Genomic DNA, 15,659 nt, shown 5'->3' with positions numbered 1-15,659 from the left:
TCCTCGAAACTAAAGCATTTCTCAACCCGAACAGTAATTTGTGCAAAATATTACTCGCAGCCCAGAAAAAAAATAAATTCCTCAAAACACTTGACAAACTGGCGAACATATGGCAATGTAGTAATTCGTGACCGATGCGGAACTGGCGGAATTGGTAGACGCGCATGATTCAGGTTCATGTGGTGCAAGCCTTCCGGGTTCAAGTCCCGGGTTCCGCATTCCAAAGGCAGAAGTAAGTTTGGGGTTAACCCGATACAGGCAATAACCCCATTCGCTCTGCTGAATTAAACAATGCTGACAAGTATTCAAAATCCCCTAGTTAAAGAAATCCGCAAGCTGCACAGCTCGAAGGGACGCAGGGAACAACAATTATTTTTACTCGAAGGGACGCACTTGCTCGAAGAAGCTTGCGCGGCAAAATACCCGCTAGCAACTGTTTGCTGCACTCCCGAATGGCTGGAGGAGCACGGGAAACTTTGGGAGCAAGTTGGTAATTTAGCCGATCGCACAGAATTAGTAAGTGCAAAAGTGTTAGAGTCGATCGCCACGACAGTCCAACCCGACGGCATTGTCGCCACCGCACCCCGCACCGCAACAGATCCCGCAAAATTGTCAACTTTAGGAATAGCCCTAGAAACAATCCAAGATCCCGGCAACTTGGGGGCGATCGTCCGCACGGCTGCGGCTGCTAATGCCGACGGTTTGCTGCTGAGCGCAGACAGCGCCGATTTAGACCATCCCAAAGTGCTGCGCGCCTCCGCAGGAGCTTGGTTTAAGCTGCCAATGGCAGTCAGTCCAGATTTAACCGCCGAAGTCTCCGCGTATAAAAATCGAGGAATGCAAATTTTAGCAACCGTCGCCGGGGCCAGTTTAAGTTATTGGGAAGTAGATTTGCGAGTCCCGACTCTGATAGTTTTGGGCAACGAAGGCTCTGGTTTGTCGGAAGAATTGAGGAGTTTGGCCGATCGACAAATTCAAATTCCCCTCAGTCGTGGCGTAGAATCTTTAAATGTGTCGATCGCCGGAGCCCTCATCTTGTACGAAGCTCAACGGCAAAGAACTGATTAGACTTATTGCATAAATTTTTGATCGATCGGGAAACCGCAGATAAATTACGAAGCTCAACGGCAAAGAACTGATTAGACTTATTGCATAAATTTTTGATTGATAGGGAAACCGCAGATAAATGCAGATGCAACGCCGATTCATTTCAAGATTGGAGAGCGAATGCTTGCAATTCAAGTCTATGGGTCAATTGTTAATTGGTCATTATCTGTAGGGCGGGTTCATCAATATCTCTAACTTCAAATTTATACCCTTGGACAGACGGGTGGCCTGAAACCCGGTTTTTCAACCAAAATACCTCCTTACAGCGCGCCGATTCGTTAAAAAGCCCGGTTTTTTGGGTACTTTGTGCGATCGTCAACTGAAGCTGCCGGGCCTTTAAATTGTATTTTTCACTTCGCTGTGCCCCCAGCGTTTCTTCCCCCTCTACCAATCTCCCCCTCTGAGATGTGGCGGATTTTGTTTATATTGATGCAAACTGTAAAGCCAGGAAAGCGGATACTCTCGTATCAACAGTCCAGCCTGGCCTGAAATAAATATGAAGAAATGTAGGCAACTGCTCTCACAAATGTTAAGATTCTTAACATAACGTAGTATTGTGCACACCCCAACCAAAACCTAACCTGAGACGGTGCTGACTGGGAGTAGTAGCTAGCTACCATAAAATTAAGCCTCTTTAAATGGAAGGAAAGCGCAAGTCCCCGCCCGCTTTCCTTCCCAGCTAAAGCTAGGGGTTTGCGACTACCGCAAACCTTTAGAGGCACAGATCCTCAGCGGGAAAAGCTCATGAAAACTCTTAAGTCCTCAGATACAGATTCTGTTCGCGCTTACTTGCGGGAAATCGGCCGCGTTCCCTTGTTGACCCATGAGCAAGAAATACTCTACGGGAAACAGGTACAGCGCTCAACCGCACTGCATCAGGAGAAAAATATTTTAGCCGAAGAGTTAGGCCGCGACCCGACGGCGGCTGAATGGGCACAGGCAGTTGGGCTGTCTGAGGCACAGTTGCAGCGGACGATCGAAAACGGGGAAAGGGCAAAGCGCCAAATGGTGGAAGCGAATCTCCGCCTGGTAGTGTCTGTTGCCAAAAAATATATCAAGCGCAACGTAGATTTACTGGATCTAATTCAGGAAGGCACGATCGGGATGCAGCGGGGAGTAGAAAAATTTGACCCGACTAAGGGTTACAGATTTTCTACTTATGCTTATTGGTGGATTCGTCAGGCAATTACTCGGGCCATCGCCGAAAAAGGCCGCACCATCCGCTTACCGATCCACATCACCGAAAAGCTCAACAAAATTAAAAAGGCTCAGCGCCAACTTGCTCAACAGCTCGGTCGCGCGGCCACGGCTGCTGAATTGGCATCAGAGCTAGAGTTGACTCCCAAACAGATTCGCGAATATCTCGATCGCGCGCGCCTGCCACTTTCCCTGGACTTGCGCGTGGGAGACAATCAAGATACAGAGTTGGGCGATTTGTTGGAAGATACGGGTACTACGCCAGAAGATTTTGCCCTGCAATCTTCCCTGCGGACTGACTTAGACCACCTGATGGCGGAACTGACTCAGCAACAGCGAGAAGTGCTCGCCTTGCGGTTCGGTTTAGAAGACGGGCAAACCCTAACTTTGGCCAAAATAGGCGATCGTCTCAACATCAGTCGGGAACGAGTGCGGCAAATAGAACGCGAAGCTTTGACCAAACTCCGCAAGCGCAAGCAAGATATCAACGATTATCTCGCCAGCTAGCTAGATTGGGGATTGGCGATCGGACATTTCGCCCACTCGCAATCCCCAATCTAAAATCGTAAAAACCGCCGCTTTTAATTCGGTTGTGCCCACTTGGTTGCTACAAATGTCCTGCTACATTAGTAATTACTTAGTAATAAAGATCAGCAGCGATCGGATAAAGGTTATTTAATTTAACCGCCCGCGTCTAACATAACAAGCTGTCTCTGCAACGGAGGTACTCGTGAGCAACTCATCTAATAAATCCCCAGAATTCTTTGAAGAAGACGGAGAAAATGCCAACTTATTATGGCAATACGTGCAGTCCATGGCTCCCGACACAGTTTCTCAGTTGTCTAAGCCGACTTCTCACGAAGTGTTTCAAGTAATGGAGCGAAATATTGTTGGACTTTTGGGGAATTTGCCTTCGGAACACTTCGGGGTGACAGTGACTACCAGTCGCGAACATTTGGGTAGATTACTCGCCTCCGCTATGATTAGCGGTTATTTTCTCAAAAATGCCGAACAGCGAATGACTTTTGAAAAGTCCATACAAGCCAGTGAGAGACACGGCTCAGACGATTAGTAGATTCTTAACATTTAAGTGCTAAAAATGTCAAGCCCCCCCTCGCAAGATGGGGGCTTAATATTTTAGATTTTAGATTTTAGATTTTAGATTTTAGATTTTAGATTTTAGATTAAATAATTGAATAATTATTGATATTATTCTTAAATTCGCCATTCGCAATTTCCAATTCCCAATTCCTAATTAATATGTCTCTTTCTCCTGTTGCCCACAAAGTTATCGGCGTTGCTGCAATCTGGAACGATCGCCAACAAATTTTGATTGACAAGCGCCGACAACACGGACTGCACGGGGGTTTCTGGGAGTTTCCGGGCGGTAAAATAGAGCCTGGGGAAACGATCGAAGCTTGCATAGAACGGGAAATTATGGAGGAATTGGGGATTGTCGTAGAAGTTGGCGATCGCCTGATTACAATCGACCACGACTACACTAAATTCACAGTTAGACTATACGTGCACCACTGCCGCCACATCAGCGGGGAACCGCAAACGATCGAATGCGATGAAATTCGCTGGGTGACACTCGACGAAATTGACCAATTTACTTTTCCCAAGGCAAACGCACAGATTATTGCTGCACTGCGGAAAAGTTGAGCTGTATAACAGAAGTAAGAAGCAATCTTCCGCAAGGGTTTTAGGAATTAAGAACGTCCTAACCGTCGGGCGCGGTTGCTGTAATATCAAATTCGGTTGCTACTGACAACGGTTAACTGACAACTGACAACGGTTAACTGACAATTGACAGCTAACTTTTATTTTTGGACGGGCAGAGTAAAGTGAAAACAACTGCCTCTATCGGGTACGGAGTCTACCCAAATTTGACCGTAGTGAGCGCGGATGATGCCTTGACACAGAGACAGTCCAATACCGTAACCGTCTGTTGATTTATCTCGCTGCAAGCGAAAGCTGTCTTCAAAAATGCTCGCGCAATCTTCTTCAGGAATTCCCGGGCCGCTGTTGCAAATGCTGACTTGAACTTTATAAGCGGTGCGGTGGAGAATTGAAAGATTAACAGTTCCTCGGTCTGGCGTGTACTTGCTGGCGTTGTCAAGCAGGTTGACTATGACTTGTTTGATGCGATCGGGATCGGCATAAACCAAGGGCAAATCTGCGGGAATGTCTGTTTCTAAGTTGAGACTTTTCGCCTGAAATTTGTCTTGAAACTGCAAGATTACATCTTGACAAATCGCCCCCAGTTCGATTCTTTTTGGTTCAATGTGGAGTTGAGCGTTTGTACCCCGGGCTGCTTGCAGGATATCTGTAATCATACGATCGACAATCCGGATTTGGCGGCGGGCTTGTTTCATCAAATGAGCCGCCAGACTCGGTGTCAAACGCGACTTTTCTCCCGGTTTCACCTTCTGACTAGACTCCAAAGTCTCCAAAGCCAAAGATGCGGCCGTCAAGGGATTGCGCAAGTCGTGGGCTAGCATCGCAATAATTCGGTCTTTCAACTGCAACTGCTCTTGCAGGTGTTCTTTTTCCTGTTTGAGGCGAAAAACTTCATCAGAAAGCTGCACAATTTCGGCGGCGCAAGCAACCGAATAGATGGGTTTTGGGTCAGTCATGGCTTCAGCAAGAGCTGGGGCAGACTGTTGCTGAGCTGCGTATTCCTCTACAGAACGCTTCCAGCGGGGCCACCAGTGTTCGAGTTGGGCTATCAAATTGCTGCCGGCGAGAGTTTGTCGCGGCTCGGGATGAATTTTGAGCAGCGAAGGAGTTGCTACAAGTTTAAAGTGTTCGGCTAAATCGGGCTGTTCTCCTACGTCGATGATTTGAAGCTCAAAGTCGCACTCTGCCTTCAAATCCTTTAGGGACTTGCGGATGTGTCTGGTCTGTTCCCTGGAAGAGGGACGCTTGTCTACGAACAGCAAAAGCTGTAAAAGCGGTGCGGAATTGCCCGGCTGTTCGGGAGAACAGTCAGTGCCGCTGGTGCCTGGTGTTGGATGGACGTTGTTGAGCTTTTCGATCGGGTGAAAATAATTGAGCATTGCCGAGCCGAGTTATTTCACTTCTACTTTAATTTAATACTTACTTTAGATTTATGCTATTGTCCGATAATTTCATTACGGCGGGCAGATGATATTTTTGAGATGGAAGAAAAATGAGTCGCTGCGGGTGGTGGTTCAAGTGGCGGCCGCCTTTTTTGTGCTGTGCCTGTTGCTGACGCTGCACCGCTACTACAGCTTTTACGCTACTTACGACCAAGGCATTTTCAATCAACTTTTTTGGAACGGCACTCGGGGTCACTTGTTTGAGAGTTCCCTATCTTCGGCTTTGTCCACTAATGTGGTTCACGAAAACCAGCTCCCGGAAGTATCTTACTATCGGTTGGGACAACATTTCACTCCGGCGCTGATGCTGTGGCTGCCAATTTACTCGCTGTTTCCCTCCCCCGTCACTTTGACTGTATTGCAGGTGACTTTAATTACGGTGGCTGGAGGAGTGCTCTGGGCTCTCGCCAGACACTATCTGGAACCGAGGCTGTCGGCGACAATTGTTGTGAGCTATTACTGCGCTAACGCGGTCATCGGCCCTACTTTGGGCAATTTTCACGATATTTGTCAAATGCCGCTGTATGTATTTGGCTTGCTGCTGGCGATGGAGAAGCGCTGGTGGCCCTTGTTTGGGATTCTGGCAACTTTAATTTTGGCCGTGCGAGAAGATGGGGGAGTTGTTTTATTTGGCGTCGGAGTTTACATGATTTTGAGCCGGCGCTACCCTCGGACTGGTTTAGCAGTCTGCATACTCAGTTTTGGTTATATGATCGTCCTGACCAATCTGATTATGCCTTTGTTTTCTGCTGATATATCCCAGCGGTTTATGATGGAGCGCTTCGGTCAATATGCCGATGGAGATGAAGCTTCGACTCTTGAAATTATTTGGGGAATGGTTAGCAATCCCGGGCGCTTGGTGGCTCAATTATTTACGCCGTTTTTTGGTAAGATTAGATACCTGCTTGGCCAGTGGTTGCCATTAGCTTTGGTTCCAGCTTTCGCGCCTGCGTCTTGGATGATAGCTGGATTTCCGCTGCTGAAGCTATTTTTAGCGAAAGGAGAGTCGGTGCTGGCGATTAATATTCGCTATGCGATGACTGTGGTTCCAGGGCTTTTTTATGGGGCAATTCTGTGGTGGGCCCAGCGTCAAAAGGAAGAAGATAGAATGGTGAAAGAGGAAAGAATGTTTTTGCGTTTTCCTTCTGCTTTATTTCCTCTGCCTTCGTCTTCAAAGTTTCGCCGCTTTTGGGCGTTTTGCATCTGCTTGTCGCTATTTTTTACCTTCACGTCTAACCCAAATCGGACTTTTTCTTGGATTTTGCCCGATGCGATCGATCCTTGGGTGCAGGTTCCTCTCGTCAGACAGTGGCAGCACGTATCTCAAGTGCGGCCGCTGTTGGCTCAAATTCCTGCTGATGCTAGCGTGGCAGCTACGAATACTATTGTGCCGATTTTGTCAAGCCGCCGGGAAATTCTCAGGTTTCCGATGTTTGAACTGCGCAATGATGCGGGGAAGGCCGTGAAGATGGAATATGTAATTGCCGATGTCTGGCAGTTGCAGCAGTATCAGGCTGCGTTTCGCGGTGAACGGGGACAGTTGCGGGAGATCGTACCGGCGATCGATCGAATGTCCAAATCAGGAGAGTACGGAATTGTTGGCTTTGAAGACGGCGCGATTTTGATGCGTCAGGGTGCTGTTTCTAACTCTGCATCGGCTGCTGCTTGGACCGGTTTTCGCCGTGAATTGGAGCCGATTTTGAAGAAAGGGTAGGCGGATAGACGCGATCGCCATTGCTTCCTTCTGTGGCACAAATCTTGAGGAAACCTGTGTTTTCAGGCAATGGCGATCGAGCCATTTCCTGCAAAAACCCGGTTTCTGCATGATTTTCCGTCCTTGTTGCTGCCACAAGTCAGGCATTGGCCATAAACTTGCGATCGACTAAAATTTGAGGCTGATTATCATACAATAAATCTGTCAATTCTAAACATTAAGATATATAAAATCTTTGGAGGGGAGAAAGATGAAAATTTTGGTATTGGCATGGGAGTTTCCTCCCAGAATCGTAGGCGGTATCGCCCGCCACGTAGCGGAACTGTATCCAGAATTAGTGAAGCTGGGCCACTCGATTCACTTAATTACAGTCGAGTTCGGCCACGCGCCGATGTATGAAGTGGTGGAAGGCATACGGGTGCATCGGGTGGTGGTGGGACACGCCAGGGACTTTTTTCACTGGGTAGCGAACCTCAATCAAAGCATGGGCAAACAAGGCGGCAAACTAATGCTGGAGGAAGGCCCCTTTGATATCATCCACGCTCACGATTGGTTGGTGGGAGATGCGGCGATCGCCCTCAAGCATACCTTTAAAGTACCGCTAATTGCCACCATCCACGCCACCGAATACGGGCGCTTCAACGGCATCCACAATGAGGGGCAGCGCTACATTAACGCCAAGGAAAACGACCTCGCTTACAACGCTTGGCGGATAATTGTTTGCAGCGATTATATGCGACGGGAAGCGGAACGGGTACTATCAACTCCGTGGAACAAAATAGAGGTAATTTACAATGGAATCAGGTCGGAAAAAAAGCCGCGCTGGCACGAATTTGACGCGATGAACTTCCGCCGACAGTTTGCGACAGACGACGAAAAAATAGTATATTATGTAGGAAGAATTAGCTACGAAAAAGGCATTGCTGTATTTCTAAATGCTGCACCTAAAGTAATTTGGGAAATGGGTGGCAAAGCGAAAATTGTGATTGTTGGCGGCGGCAATACAGACCATCTAAAACAGTTGGCTTGGCATTTAGGAATTTGGAATAAGTGTTATTTTACAGGCTTCATGTTTGAGGAACATCTCGACAAATTCCAGACGGTGGCTGACTGCGCGGTTTTCCCCAGTCTTTACGAACCTTTTGGGATTGTAGCGTTAGAAAGCTTTGCTGCAAGGGTGCCGGTGGTGGTTTCGGATGCGGGCGGACTTCCAGAGGTGGTGCTGCACACTAAAACAGGCGTTGTTACTGAGGCCAACAATCGGGATTCTTTGGCCTGGGGAATTTTGGAGGTGCTGAAAAATCCGGGTTACGCGCAGTGGTTGGTTGACAATGCTTATGAGGATTTGGAACGCCGGTTTAGTTGGCAGAAGTTGGCGATGGAAACCCAGTGGGTTTATGACCGGGTGGTGGAAGAAAGGGCTGAGGTTGATTGGTGAAACTGCCAGGTTGAAAATTAGACTCGGCAGTTGAAACCGCTGCAGAGAGTCAAATTTCTGCCCCTCTCTAAGAGACTAAAATATAAAGGGGTATTTAAACCGAATTCGGCAATCAAAAGGCAGGAAATAAAACTGCCGAAGTATACCTTACTTTGAGTGCATTCAGACAATTTAAAGGGAATTAGCATCTTGAATATTTTTAGGGACATAGATCCCCAACCCAGACGCGGCTTGCTGACTTTATTCACCGCAGGCCTGCTATTCTGGTCGAGTTTGGCTTCGCTGCTGCCAACTTTGCCGCTGTACGTTCAATATGTGGGCGGCACAAAACAGCAAATTGGCTTTGTGATGGGTGCATTTGCGATCGGACTTTTGCTATCGAGGCCGCAGTTGGGTAAAATAGCCGACAGCAAGGGGCGAAAACAAGTTTTGCTTCTAGGCGCGGCAGTCGCTGCGATCGCCCCGATGGGCTACCTGTTAGCTCAATCTATCCCCTTACTCTTACTTATTCGCGTTTTTCACGGCATTAGCATTGCCGCTTTTACCACAGCTTACAGCGCTTTGGTAACAGATTTGTCGCCGCCAGGAAAGCGGGGCGAATTAATCGGTTACATGAGCTTGGTGAACCCTATTGGTCTAGCAGTTGGGCCGGCTATTGGCGGATTTGTGCAAGCTTGGGTTGGTTATATTCCTTTGTTTGCGATGTCGGCGGCTTTCGCTGCAACGGCTATATTTTTTACCAGCAAAATTGCGGAACCTAATTTTGTAGGTTTAACAAAATCGGACTCGCTATCTGAGGACAAAAATAGCCAAAAATACTGGAAAATGCTCTGGAATCCTAGAGTGCGGATTCCGGCTTTAGTGTTATTGGTGGTTGGTTTAGTATTTGGAACTTTGAGCACTTTTATGCCTTTGTTTATCCAAGAAACCAAGGCTAATTTGAATCCGGGATTATTTTATTCTACGGCGGCGATCGCCAGTTTTGGTATTCGCTTAGTCACGGGACGGGCTTCGGACAAATACGGCCGCGGCTTGTTTATTTCTGCAGGCTTAATCTGTTATGCCGTATCTATGTTATTGTTGTATTTTGCTAACAACAGCAGTGCTTTTTTAATCGCAGCTTTGGTTGAAGGTTGTGCCGGCGGTATGGTTTTGCCGATGATGGTAACGCTGATGTCTGACAGGTGCGAACCTCATGAAAGGGGCCGCTTGTTTTCGCTTTGTATTGGCGGATTTGATTTGGGAATTGCTATTGCTGGGCCGACTTTAGGCTTTGTTGCTGAACAAGTTGGCTACAGAAATATGTTTGGTTTTGCGGCTGGACTCGCTGGCTTGGCTTTGCTGGTTTTTATTACTCTGTCTAGCAAGGGCTTGTCTAATTCGATGAAATTTGCGATCGGTCGAGGCAAAGATATTTATGCTTTGAATCAGTAAACGTACCAAATTAAAAAAGTTATGAGTTTTAAGTGGTGAGTTGAATTAATTTCTTAATTCAAAACTCATAACTCAAAACTCATAACTTTTGATAATGGGCTTGGAGGGATTCGAACCCCCGACCTCATGGTTCGTAGCCATGCACTCTATCCAACTAAGCTACAAGCCCCTGCTGAGTTCAGATTTAATCTAAAATTGATTAAGTTCTTTTCTCACAGAATCTAACAGTAACACCATTACCAAAATAATGCAAGACCTTTCGCCAACTTTTTCTAAATTGCCCGATGCGGCACAGCTAACTCACCTCGACAACAGCGGGGAAGCCCAAATGGTGGACGTTTCGGCGAAAATGCCGACTGTGCGACAAGCTGTGGCCGCTGCGAGGGTACGGATGTTACCGGAGACTTTTGCGGCGATTGAAGCGGGGAATGCGCCGAAAGGTGATGTGTTGGGCACTGCCAGGTTGGCTGGAATTATGGCGGCGAAACAGACGGCGAATTTGATTCCTCTGTGCCACCCTTTACCGCTGAGTAGTGTGGAAGTGCAGGTGATAGCGGATGCTGGGTTGCCGGGGTATCAAATTCGGGCGACGGTGAAAATTAAGGCGGAAACTGGGGTGGAAATGGAGGCGCTGACGGCTGTTTCGGTGGCGGCGCTGACTCTGTACGATATGGCGAAAGGATTGGAAAAGTCGATCGCCATTGAATCGATTCGACTGGTGAGTAAAAGTGGCGGCAAGTCAGGAGACTATGAAAATTTAGAGGCATAAGTTTCCTGCCTTGAGAGGGATACAGAATTCAAAAAGCTGCACTTAAGATTAAAATAGGCAAAGAACTACTAATATCAAGTGAAAAACTATGCCTCCTCGTTGGCCCCGCAAACCCGATCGCAATGATCCAGAGTACCGCCGTTTAGATGACCGGATGAATTTTGCTATCCACGTCGGTCTTTTTTCTGCTACAAATTCTGGTTTGTGGTTTGTTCACAATTTGCAAAAGGCTGATTGGCCTTGGGCAATTTCGGTAACGGGTGCATGGGCTCTAGTAGTTTTGGCCCACGCGGTTTACATTTTCGCGATCGCCGATTATTCGCCCCTCACCAAAGATTCTGGCTGAAGGCAGCGGTGGGCGATTTGTTAAGTCTTTTGATTGATAACAAATAACTTTCGGCTTTTTTGATATGGCTAATACTACACAGGCGATCGAATCCTTAGCCGCTGAAATCGGCGAAAATGTCTACATTGATATTGCCAAGTGGCATTTGTATCTCAGTGATGCCCACCTGCATACCGTTGTTGCTCAACAACTTTACCCGATGCTGGAAGATGGGAATATAGATGCTGACAGAGTGGGACAAGTTTTGCAAGGAATTCCAGTCAAGTTGGGAGGCGGCAAGCGAGAAGTGCCACTGGCAGATTTAATTCCGATGCAGTGTCAAGTTCAGTTGATGGATGTGCTTGAGGAATTTCAGCGGAATATGTGATCTCAATTGTTGATTTGGATTTAAGGGCGATCGCCTTTTTTGGTCTTTTTTGATCGAAGGGGCGATCGCACTTTTGTTGATTCCTTAAATCAGGCGCAAATTTCCGATATTTATTTGCGAAAACGGCCGCGAATGCGATCGACAAACATATCAACTTCCGGCAACTTCATCTGACTGACAAACAGGGCAAAAACTCCTAACCCTACAAAACTTGCTACACTCAACTGCACTAATTGAATTACCAAACCTTCAGTACCCAAAACTCTTTGACAGGCTTGCAGAGTAGCCAAGGTAACGAAAGCAGTTAGACAACTGCCAGAAGTTAACCCCAGAAAAGGTAAACTCCACTCCCCCCAAGGCAGGCCGCCCAACTTTTTATCTAATAAGTACAAAAGCATAATCATCGAAATAAGATTCACTCCCACCGTCGCCAAAACTAATCCGGGCGCGCCATAAGCTCCTACTAACAAATAATCCAGCAATCCGTTAAAAAAGATATTGATAATACTGATGCGAAAAGGGGTTTCTCCGTCTCCCAAAGCGTAAAATACCCGCACCACAACGTCGCGTCCCAAATACACAAACATTCCAATACTGTAAGCCATCAATATCGGCGTGACAAACTCCGAGGCTGACCGATCGAAAGCATAGCGTTCGTAAACAACGCGGACGATCGGCGCGGCAAGTGTTACCATTAAAGCGCTCAGGGGCAGCATCGTAATCCCCGTCAAAACTAAAGATTGACGAATTTTATTTTTTAATTCCGGCCAGTCTTTGGGTTCGGTGAGGCGAGAAAATATCGGCAAAAATGGTACTAAAATTACATTAGAAATGATGCCTAAAGGAGTCATAACTAACAACCCGCTGTAACCCATCGCAGAGGCAGCTTGAGGGATGTAGGAGGCGAAAAATAGGTCAGTATAGACATTAATTTGCAGCATTCCTGAGGATAAGGTAGCAGGAACCATCACCTTAATTACTTCTTGCACTCCGGGGCGTTTAAAATTAAACCGCAAGCGCAATGTTCCCAAGCCTGCTCGCCACTGTGTCGCCAGTTGCACCAACCACTGCAAAACTGCTCCCGCTAGCGTTCCCCAAGCTAACACTAAGCCGCCAATTAATGCGTATTCTGGCTGAATAATTTTGTCTCCGAGTTGCAATGCAAGAATTCCTAAACCGCCGACAAGTGCAACGCTGGAAAATAAAGGGCTAATCGAAGGCAACCAGTACATATCGGCGGCGTTGAGAGTGCCGAAACCAATGCCGATTAAGCCTGAAAGTAATGCCATCGGCGCCATAATCCGAAATTGCTGGACGGCAATGGCTTTAATTTCTAAACCTTCTGCTGTTCTATTTAATCCCGGTGCCACCAAATCAATCAGCGGATCGGCAAAAATAATTAAAGCGACTGTTACCAACAGCAGCAAGCCGCCAACTAAGGTGGTGATAGTCTCGACTAAGGGCGCTGCTTCTTTTTTGTCGCGGCGGGCTAAAACGCTGACTATGGCGCTGTGAAATGGCCCGTTAATCCCTCCGAGCAAAATAAATAAGAAACCAGGGATGACGTAGGCGTAGTTGTAGGCATCGACGGCGACACCGACTCCAAAGGCTGCGGCGATCGCAATTTGGCGCACCAACCCGAAGACTTTGCTAATCAGAGTGGCGACTGCGACAATGCCGGCAATCCCTGCTAGGGAACGAGAGGGCTTCTGTAATTCAGACACAATATAGTTACAAACGCTAGTGCTAAAAGGCTTCACTAAGTTTAATAGCAAATCTGGAAAATGATAACATGAATTCAGAAAATTTCTATTCCCAATTACCTTTACTGGACAATTTTATCAAGATTACCGATCTGGGTAATTTTGTTGACGTACCTGATGATTGGTACATTGTTGTCACAGATATTCGCGGTTCTACCAAAGCGATTGAAGCTGGAAAATACAAAGAAGTTAACTTATTGGGGGCTTGTTCGATCGTTGCTGTTTTGAATGTAGCGGGCAAAATTGAAATTCCCTTTGTCTTTGGCGGCGACGGCGCTACTCTGTTAGTGGGGCGATCCCTTTTAGCCGCTGCTAAGATTGCTTTGCTGGCGACTAAACAAATGGCTAAGACTGAATTTGACCTGGATTTGCGAGTTGGGGCCGTGCCGGTTAAAGTTGTGGTTGCAGCTAATTTTCCGGTTAAAATAGCTAAGTTTAAAGTTTCGGAAAATTACAGCCAAGCTATTTTTATCGGCGGCGGCTTAACCCGTGCTACTGAATTGATTAAAGACCCTGTTGCTGGTAAGATTTACACTTTTAAAAATAAAAATAATGGCGTTTCTCCAACAGCCGATTTTTCGGGATTGGAGTGCCGGTGGCAGGATATTCCCAGCAAGTACGGGGAAATAGTCACGCTGCTGGTAATGGTGCGAGAAGATTTTGGTCAGCAGAGCCATCTATTTTATAGAAAAATTATCAAAAAAATTGAATACATTTACGGCAAGGAAAATTCTTTAAATCCAATCGATCGTGAAAATCTTAAATTGACCTTGAATAGCGCCAAGCTGATTAAAGAAACTCTAGTTAGGGCGAGCAGTGCTAGTTGGTTAGACCGCCAGATGTATTTATCAAAAATACAGTTAGAGACGGCGGTTGGTTCGCTGTTAATGAATTTGAAAGTTAAGACAGAAGAGTTAGATTGGGGAGTTTATAAAGATATTGCGATCGCAGCTACGGATTACCGCAAATTTGATGATATGTTGAGAATGGTAATTTCGGGCAATGAATGGCGACGAAAAAAATTGACGCGGTACTTGGAAAGGAATTACCTAGAAGGCAAGCTGGTTTACGGTTTGCACGTTGCTGACAGAGCGTTGATGACTTGTTTGGTGTTTGAACGCAACGGCCAACAAGTGCATTTTATAGATGGTGCTGATGGTGGTTATGCTTTAGCGGCGAAGGATATGAAACAAAGAATGAATCAATAAGTAAGCCTACCTAAACTAAAAACCGTCGTTTCGTGCTATCATGCCTCAATCTAAAATCTAAAATCTAAAATCTAAAATCGAATGACCGTGCTGAAACTTTATCACAATCCGCTTTCGACTAACAGCCGCCGGGTTTGGATCGCCTTGCTCGAAAAAGATATTCCGTTTGAATTGGTCTCGATGAAATTAAATGGCGATCAATTTCAGCCAGATTTTCTGGTAATTAGCCCTTTTCACCACGTTCCTGTTTTAGCTGATGGGGATTTTCATTTAATAGAAACGCTGGCAATTCTTGATTATCTGGAAGCTAAGTATCCCGCGCCTGCACTGCTACCGGAGGATGCGAAAGCAAGGGCGATCGTCCGAATGGTACAAATGGTAACAGTGAACGAGTTGACACCGGCGATGAGTCCTTTGGTACGCCAGACTTTCGGTGGCGAAGCTGACCCGCAGCAGTTGGAGAAAGCACAGCAACAAGTAGCTACTGTACTGGGCTTTCTTGAGGGTTTGTTGGGCGATAAAACTTTTTTGGGCAGCAACGATGGAATTAGTTTAGCCGATGTTGTAGCGGGAGTTTCCGTGCCGTGGCTGCCGGAGTTAGGCGTGTCTTTGGACGAGTATCCCAAGTTACAGGCTTGGTGCGATCGGCTAAATTCCCGCGATTCTTGGCAAAAAACTCAAGCCAGTCCCGAATTAGTAGAAGCTTTTAAAGCCCAAATGAAACAGTTGATGAAAGGCAAGCAAAAGCAGCCTTTGAATGAGGAGATAAATGAGTTGAGAAAAGAAGATAAATAACAGAGAATTCATATATGTTAGATTCCCAATTTTTTGAAGAAGTCGGGAATCTTGGTATTCTGTTCTAGGTAAAATCTAAAATCTAAAATCTAAAATCAAATGACCGACTTAATTTACAAATATCCCGCTTTATTACCCGGAATTCTCATCAAGCGGTACAAGCGATTTTTTGCCGAAATCGAACTAACTACTGGAGAAATCATCACCGCACACTGTCCGAATACCGGCCCGATGACTGGTGTTTGCATTCCCGGAAATCCCGTGCTGGTATCTAGCAGCAACAATCCCAAACGCAAGTTGGCTTATACTTGGGAATTAATTGGTAGTGCCCTGAAGGAAAGGATCGAGAGAATAAAACTGAATTCAAAGAAAAGTAGGCATTTAGAGTTGTAAATT

At 46.4% G+C, this 15,659-nt stretch carries 14 protein-coding genes, 2 tRNA genes and 1 pseudogene; 14 read left to right on the top strand and 3 right to left on the bottom strand.

Annotation, left to right across the window (positions count from 1 at the left end; translation table 11 throughout):
• The first annotated feature begins 136 nt into the window (after positions 1–136).
• The 5 genes from QUA13_RS21070 (at position 137) to mutT (ending at position 3,969) form a co-directional block, all read left to right on the top strand.
• A tRNA-Leu gene (locus QUA13_RS21070) sits at positions 137–218 on the top strand.
• A gap of 73 nt (positions 219–291) precedes the next feature.
• Positions 292–1,068, top strand: a complete 777-nt coding sequence (locus tag QUA13_RS21065; protein ID WP_333201600.1) for an RNA methyltransferase — start codon at positions 292–294, stop codon at positions 1,066–1,068.
• A gap of 783 nt (positions 1,069–1,851) precedes the next feature.
• Positions 1,852–2,811, top strand: coding sequence for an RNA polymerase sigma factor, RpoD/SigA family (locus QUA13_RS21060; protein ID WP_333097347.1), 960 nt, complete (start codon positions 1,852–1,854; stop codon positions 2,809–2,811).
• 223 nt (positions 2,812–3,034) lie between these two features.
• Complete coding sequence (locus tag QUA13_RS21055; protein WP_172187001.1) at positions 3,035–3,376, top strand: DUF760 domain-containing protein; 342 nt, start codon at positions 3,035–3,037, stop codon at positions 3,374–3,376.
• A 188-nt stretch (positions 3,377–3,564) separates the two neighbouring features.
• On the top strand, positions 3,565–3,969 hold the full coding sequence (mutT, locus tag QUA13_RS21050) for an 8-oxo-dGTP diphosphatase MutT (RefSeq protein WP_172187002.1): 405 nt from the start codon (positions 3,565–3,567) through the stop codon (positions 3,967–3,969).
• A gap of 158 nt (positions 3,970–4,127) precedes the next feature.
• On the opposite strand, the gene QUA13_RS21045 is transcribed toward mutT, so the two are convergent.
• The gene (locus QUA13_RS21045) at positions 4,128–5,366 is read right to left on the bottom strand and encodes a histidine kinase (protein ID WP_333201597.1); all 1,239 of its coding nucleotides are present in this window, start codon (positions 5,364–5,366) and stop codon (positions 4,128–4,130) included.
• 88 nt (positions 5,367–5,454) lie between these two features.
• Here QUA13_RS21045 and QUA13_RS21040 point away from each other — a divergent pair, with 88 nt between their 5' ends.
• The 3 genes from QUA13_RS21040 to QUA13_RS21030 all read left to right on the top strand — a co-directional run bounded on the left by QUA13_RS21040 (position 5,455) and on the right by QUA13_RS21030 (position 10,015).
• On the top strand, positions 5,455–7,143 hold the full coding sequence (locus QUA13_RS21040; protein WP_333201595.1) for a DUF2079 domain-containing protein: 1,689 nt from the start codon (positions 5,455–5,457) through the stop codon (positions 7,141–7,143).
• 250 nt (positions 7,144–7,393) lie between these two features.
• On the top strand, positions 7,394–8,581 hold the full coding sequence (locus tag QUA13_RS21035) for a glycosyltransferase family 4 protein (protein ID WP_333201593.1): 1,188 nt from the start codon (positions 7,394–7,396) through the stop codon (positions 8,579–8,581).
• A gap of 189 nt (positions 8,582–8,770) precedes the next feature.
• Complete coding sequence (locus tag QUA13_RS21030; protein ID WP_333201591.1) at positions 8,771–10,015, top strand: MFS transporter; 1,245 nt, start codon at positions 8,771–8,773, stop codon at positions 10,013–10,015.
• Between the two features lie 95 nt (positions 10,016–10,110).
• Here QUA13_RS21030 and QUA13_RS21025 read toward each other — a convergent pair.
• Positions 10,111–10,184, bottom strand: a tRNA-Arg gene (locus QUA13_RS21025).
• A gap of 78 nt (positions 10,185–10,262) precedes the next feature.
• On the opposite strand from QUA13_RS21025, the gene moaC reads away from it, so the two are divergent.
• The 3 genes from moaC to QUA13_RS21010 all read left to right on the top strand — a co-directional run bounded on the left by moaC (position 10,263) and on the right by QUA13_RS21010 (position 11,497).
• On the top strand, positions 10,263–10,784 hold the full coding sequence (gene moaC, locus QUA13_RS21020) for a cyclic pyranopterin monophosphate synthase MoaC (RefSeq protein ID WP_333201589.1): 522 nt from the start codon (positions 10,263–10,265) through the stop codon (positions 10,782–10,784).
• An 88-nt stretch (positions 10,785–10,872) separates the two neighbouring features.
• Positions 10,873–11,130, top strand: coding sequence for a 2TM domain-containing protein (locus QUA13_RS21015; RefSeq protein WP_333184177.1), 258 nt, complete (start codon positions 10,873–10,875; stop codon positions 11,128–11,130).
• A 64-nt stretch (positions 11,131–11,194) separates the two neighbouring features.
• Positions 11,195–11,497 carry a DUF3181 family protein gene (locus tag QUA13_RS21010; RefSeq protein WP_333201587.1) on the top strand — a complete coding sequence of 101 codons (303 nt, stop codon included), beginning with the start codon at positions 11,195–11,197 and terminating at the stop codon, positions 11,495–11,497.
• A 110-nt stretch (positions 11,498–11,607) separates the two neighbouring features.
• Here QUA13_RS21010 and murJ read toward each other — a convergent pair whose 3' ends face one another.
• On the bottom strand, positions 11,608–13,221 hold the full coding sequence (murJ, locus tag QUA13_RS21005) for a murein biosynthesis integral membrane protein MurJ (RefSeq protein ID WP_333201585.1): 1,614 nt from the start codon (positions 13,219–13,221) through the stop codon (positions 11,608–11,610).
• A gap of 68 nt (positions 13,222–13,289) precedes the next feature.
• Here murJ and QUA13_RS21000 point away from each other — a divergent pair, with 68 nt between their 5' ends.
• The 3 genes and pseudogenes from QUA13_RS21000 to QUA13_RS20990 form a co-directional block, all read left to right on the top strand.
• A complete protein-coding gene (locus QUA13_RS21000) occupies positions 13,290–14,468 on the top strand; it encodes a DUF3095 domain-containing protein (protein ID WP_333201583.1) in 1,179 nt (392 codons plus the stop codon).
• 81 nt (positions 14,469–14,549) lie between these two features.
• A complete protein-coding gene (locus tag QUA13_RS20995) occupies positions 14,550–15,263 on the top strand; it encodes a glutathione S-transferase family protein (RefSeq protein WP_333201581.1) in 714 nt (237 codons plus the stop codon).
• A 99-nt stretch (positions 15,264–15,362) separates the two neighbouring features.
• Positions 15,363–15,584, top strand: a pseudogene (locus QUA13_RS20990) (DNA/RNA nuclease SfsA); the annotation flags it as partial.
• Positions 15,585–15,659 lie beyond the last annotated feature (75 nt).

It is taken from the genome of Microcoleus sp. S28C3 (assembly GCF_036700785.1).
In the GTDB taxonomy this organism is placed as follows: Bacteria; Cyanobacteriota; Cyanobacteriia; order Cyanobacteriales; family Microcoleaceae; genus Microcoleus; species Microcoleus asticus.
Note: the sequence above shows the minus strand (reverse complement) of the source record. Positions and strands in the feature narration are given on the sequence as shown.

What these genes read in the sequence shown, in the direction of transcription:
- QUA13_RS21065 (WP_333201600.1), top strand. Translation starts at nt 292, where the DNA reads ATGCTGACAAGTATTCAAAATCCCCTAGTTAAAGAAATCCGCAAGCTG.
- QUA13_RS21060 (WP_333097347.1), top strand. Translation starts at nt 1,852, where the DNA reads ATGAAAACTCTTAAGTCCTCAGATACAGATTCTGTTCGCGCTTACTTG.
- mutT (WP_172187002.1), top strand. Translation starts at nt 3,565, where the DNA reads ATGTCTCTTTCTCCTGTTGCCCACAAAGTTATCGGCGTTGCTGCAATC.
- QUA13_RS21045 (WP_333201597.1), bottom strand. Translation starts at nt 5,366, where the DNA reads ATGCTCAATTATTTTCACCCGATCGAAAAGCTCAACAACGTCCATCCA.
- QUA13_RS21040 (WP_333201595.1), top strand. Translation starts at nt 5,455, where the DNA reads ATGATATTTTTGAGATGGAAGAAAAATGAGTCGCTGCGGGTGGTGGTT.
- QUA13_RS21035 (WP_333201593.1), top strand. Translation starts at nt 7,394, where the DNA reads ATGAAAATTTTGGTATTGGCATGGGAGTTTCCTCCCAGAATCGTAGGC.
- moaC (WP_333201589.1), top strand. Translation starts at nt 10,263, where the DNA reads ATGCAAGACCTTTCGCCAACTTTTTCTAAATTGCCCGATGCGGCACAG.
- QUA13_RS21015 (WP_333184177.1), top strand. Translation starts at nt 10,873, where the DNA reads ATGCCTCCTCGTTGGCCCCGCAAACCCGATCGCAATGATCCAGAGTAC.
- QUA13_RS21010 (WP_333201587.1), top strand. Translation starts at nt 11,195, where the DNA reads ATGGCTAATACTACACAGGCGATCGAATCCTTAGCCGCTGAAATCGGC.
- QUA13_RS21000 (WP_333201583.1), top strand. Translation starts at nt 13,290, where the DNA reads ATGAATTCAGAAAATTTCTATTCCCAATTACCTTTACTGGACAATTTT.
- QUA13_RS20995 (WP_333201581.1), top strand. Translation starts at nt 14,550, where the DNA reads ATGACCGTGCTGAAACTTTATCACAATCCGCTTTCGACTAACAGCCGC.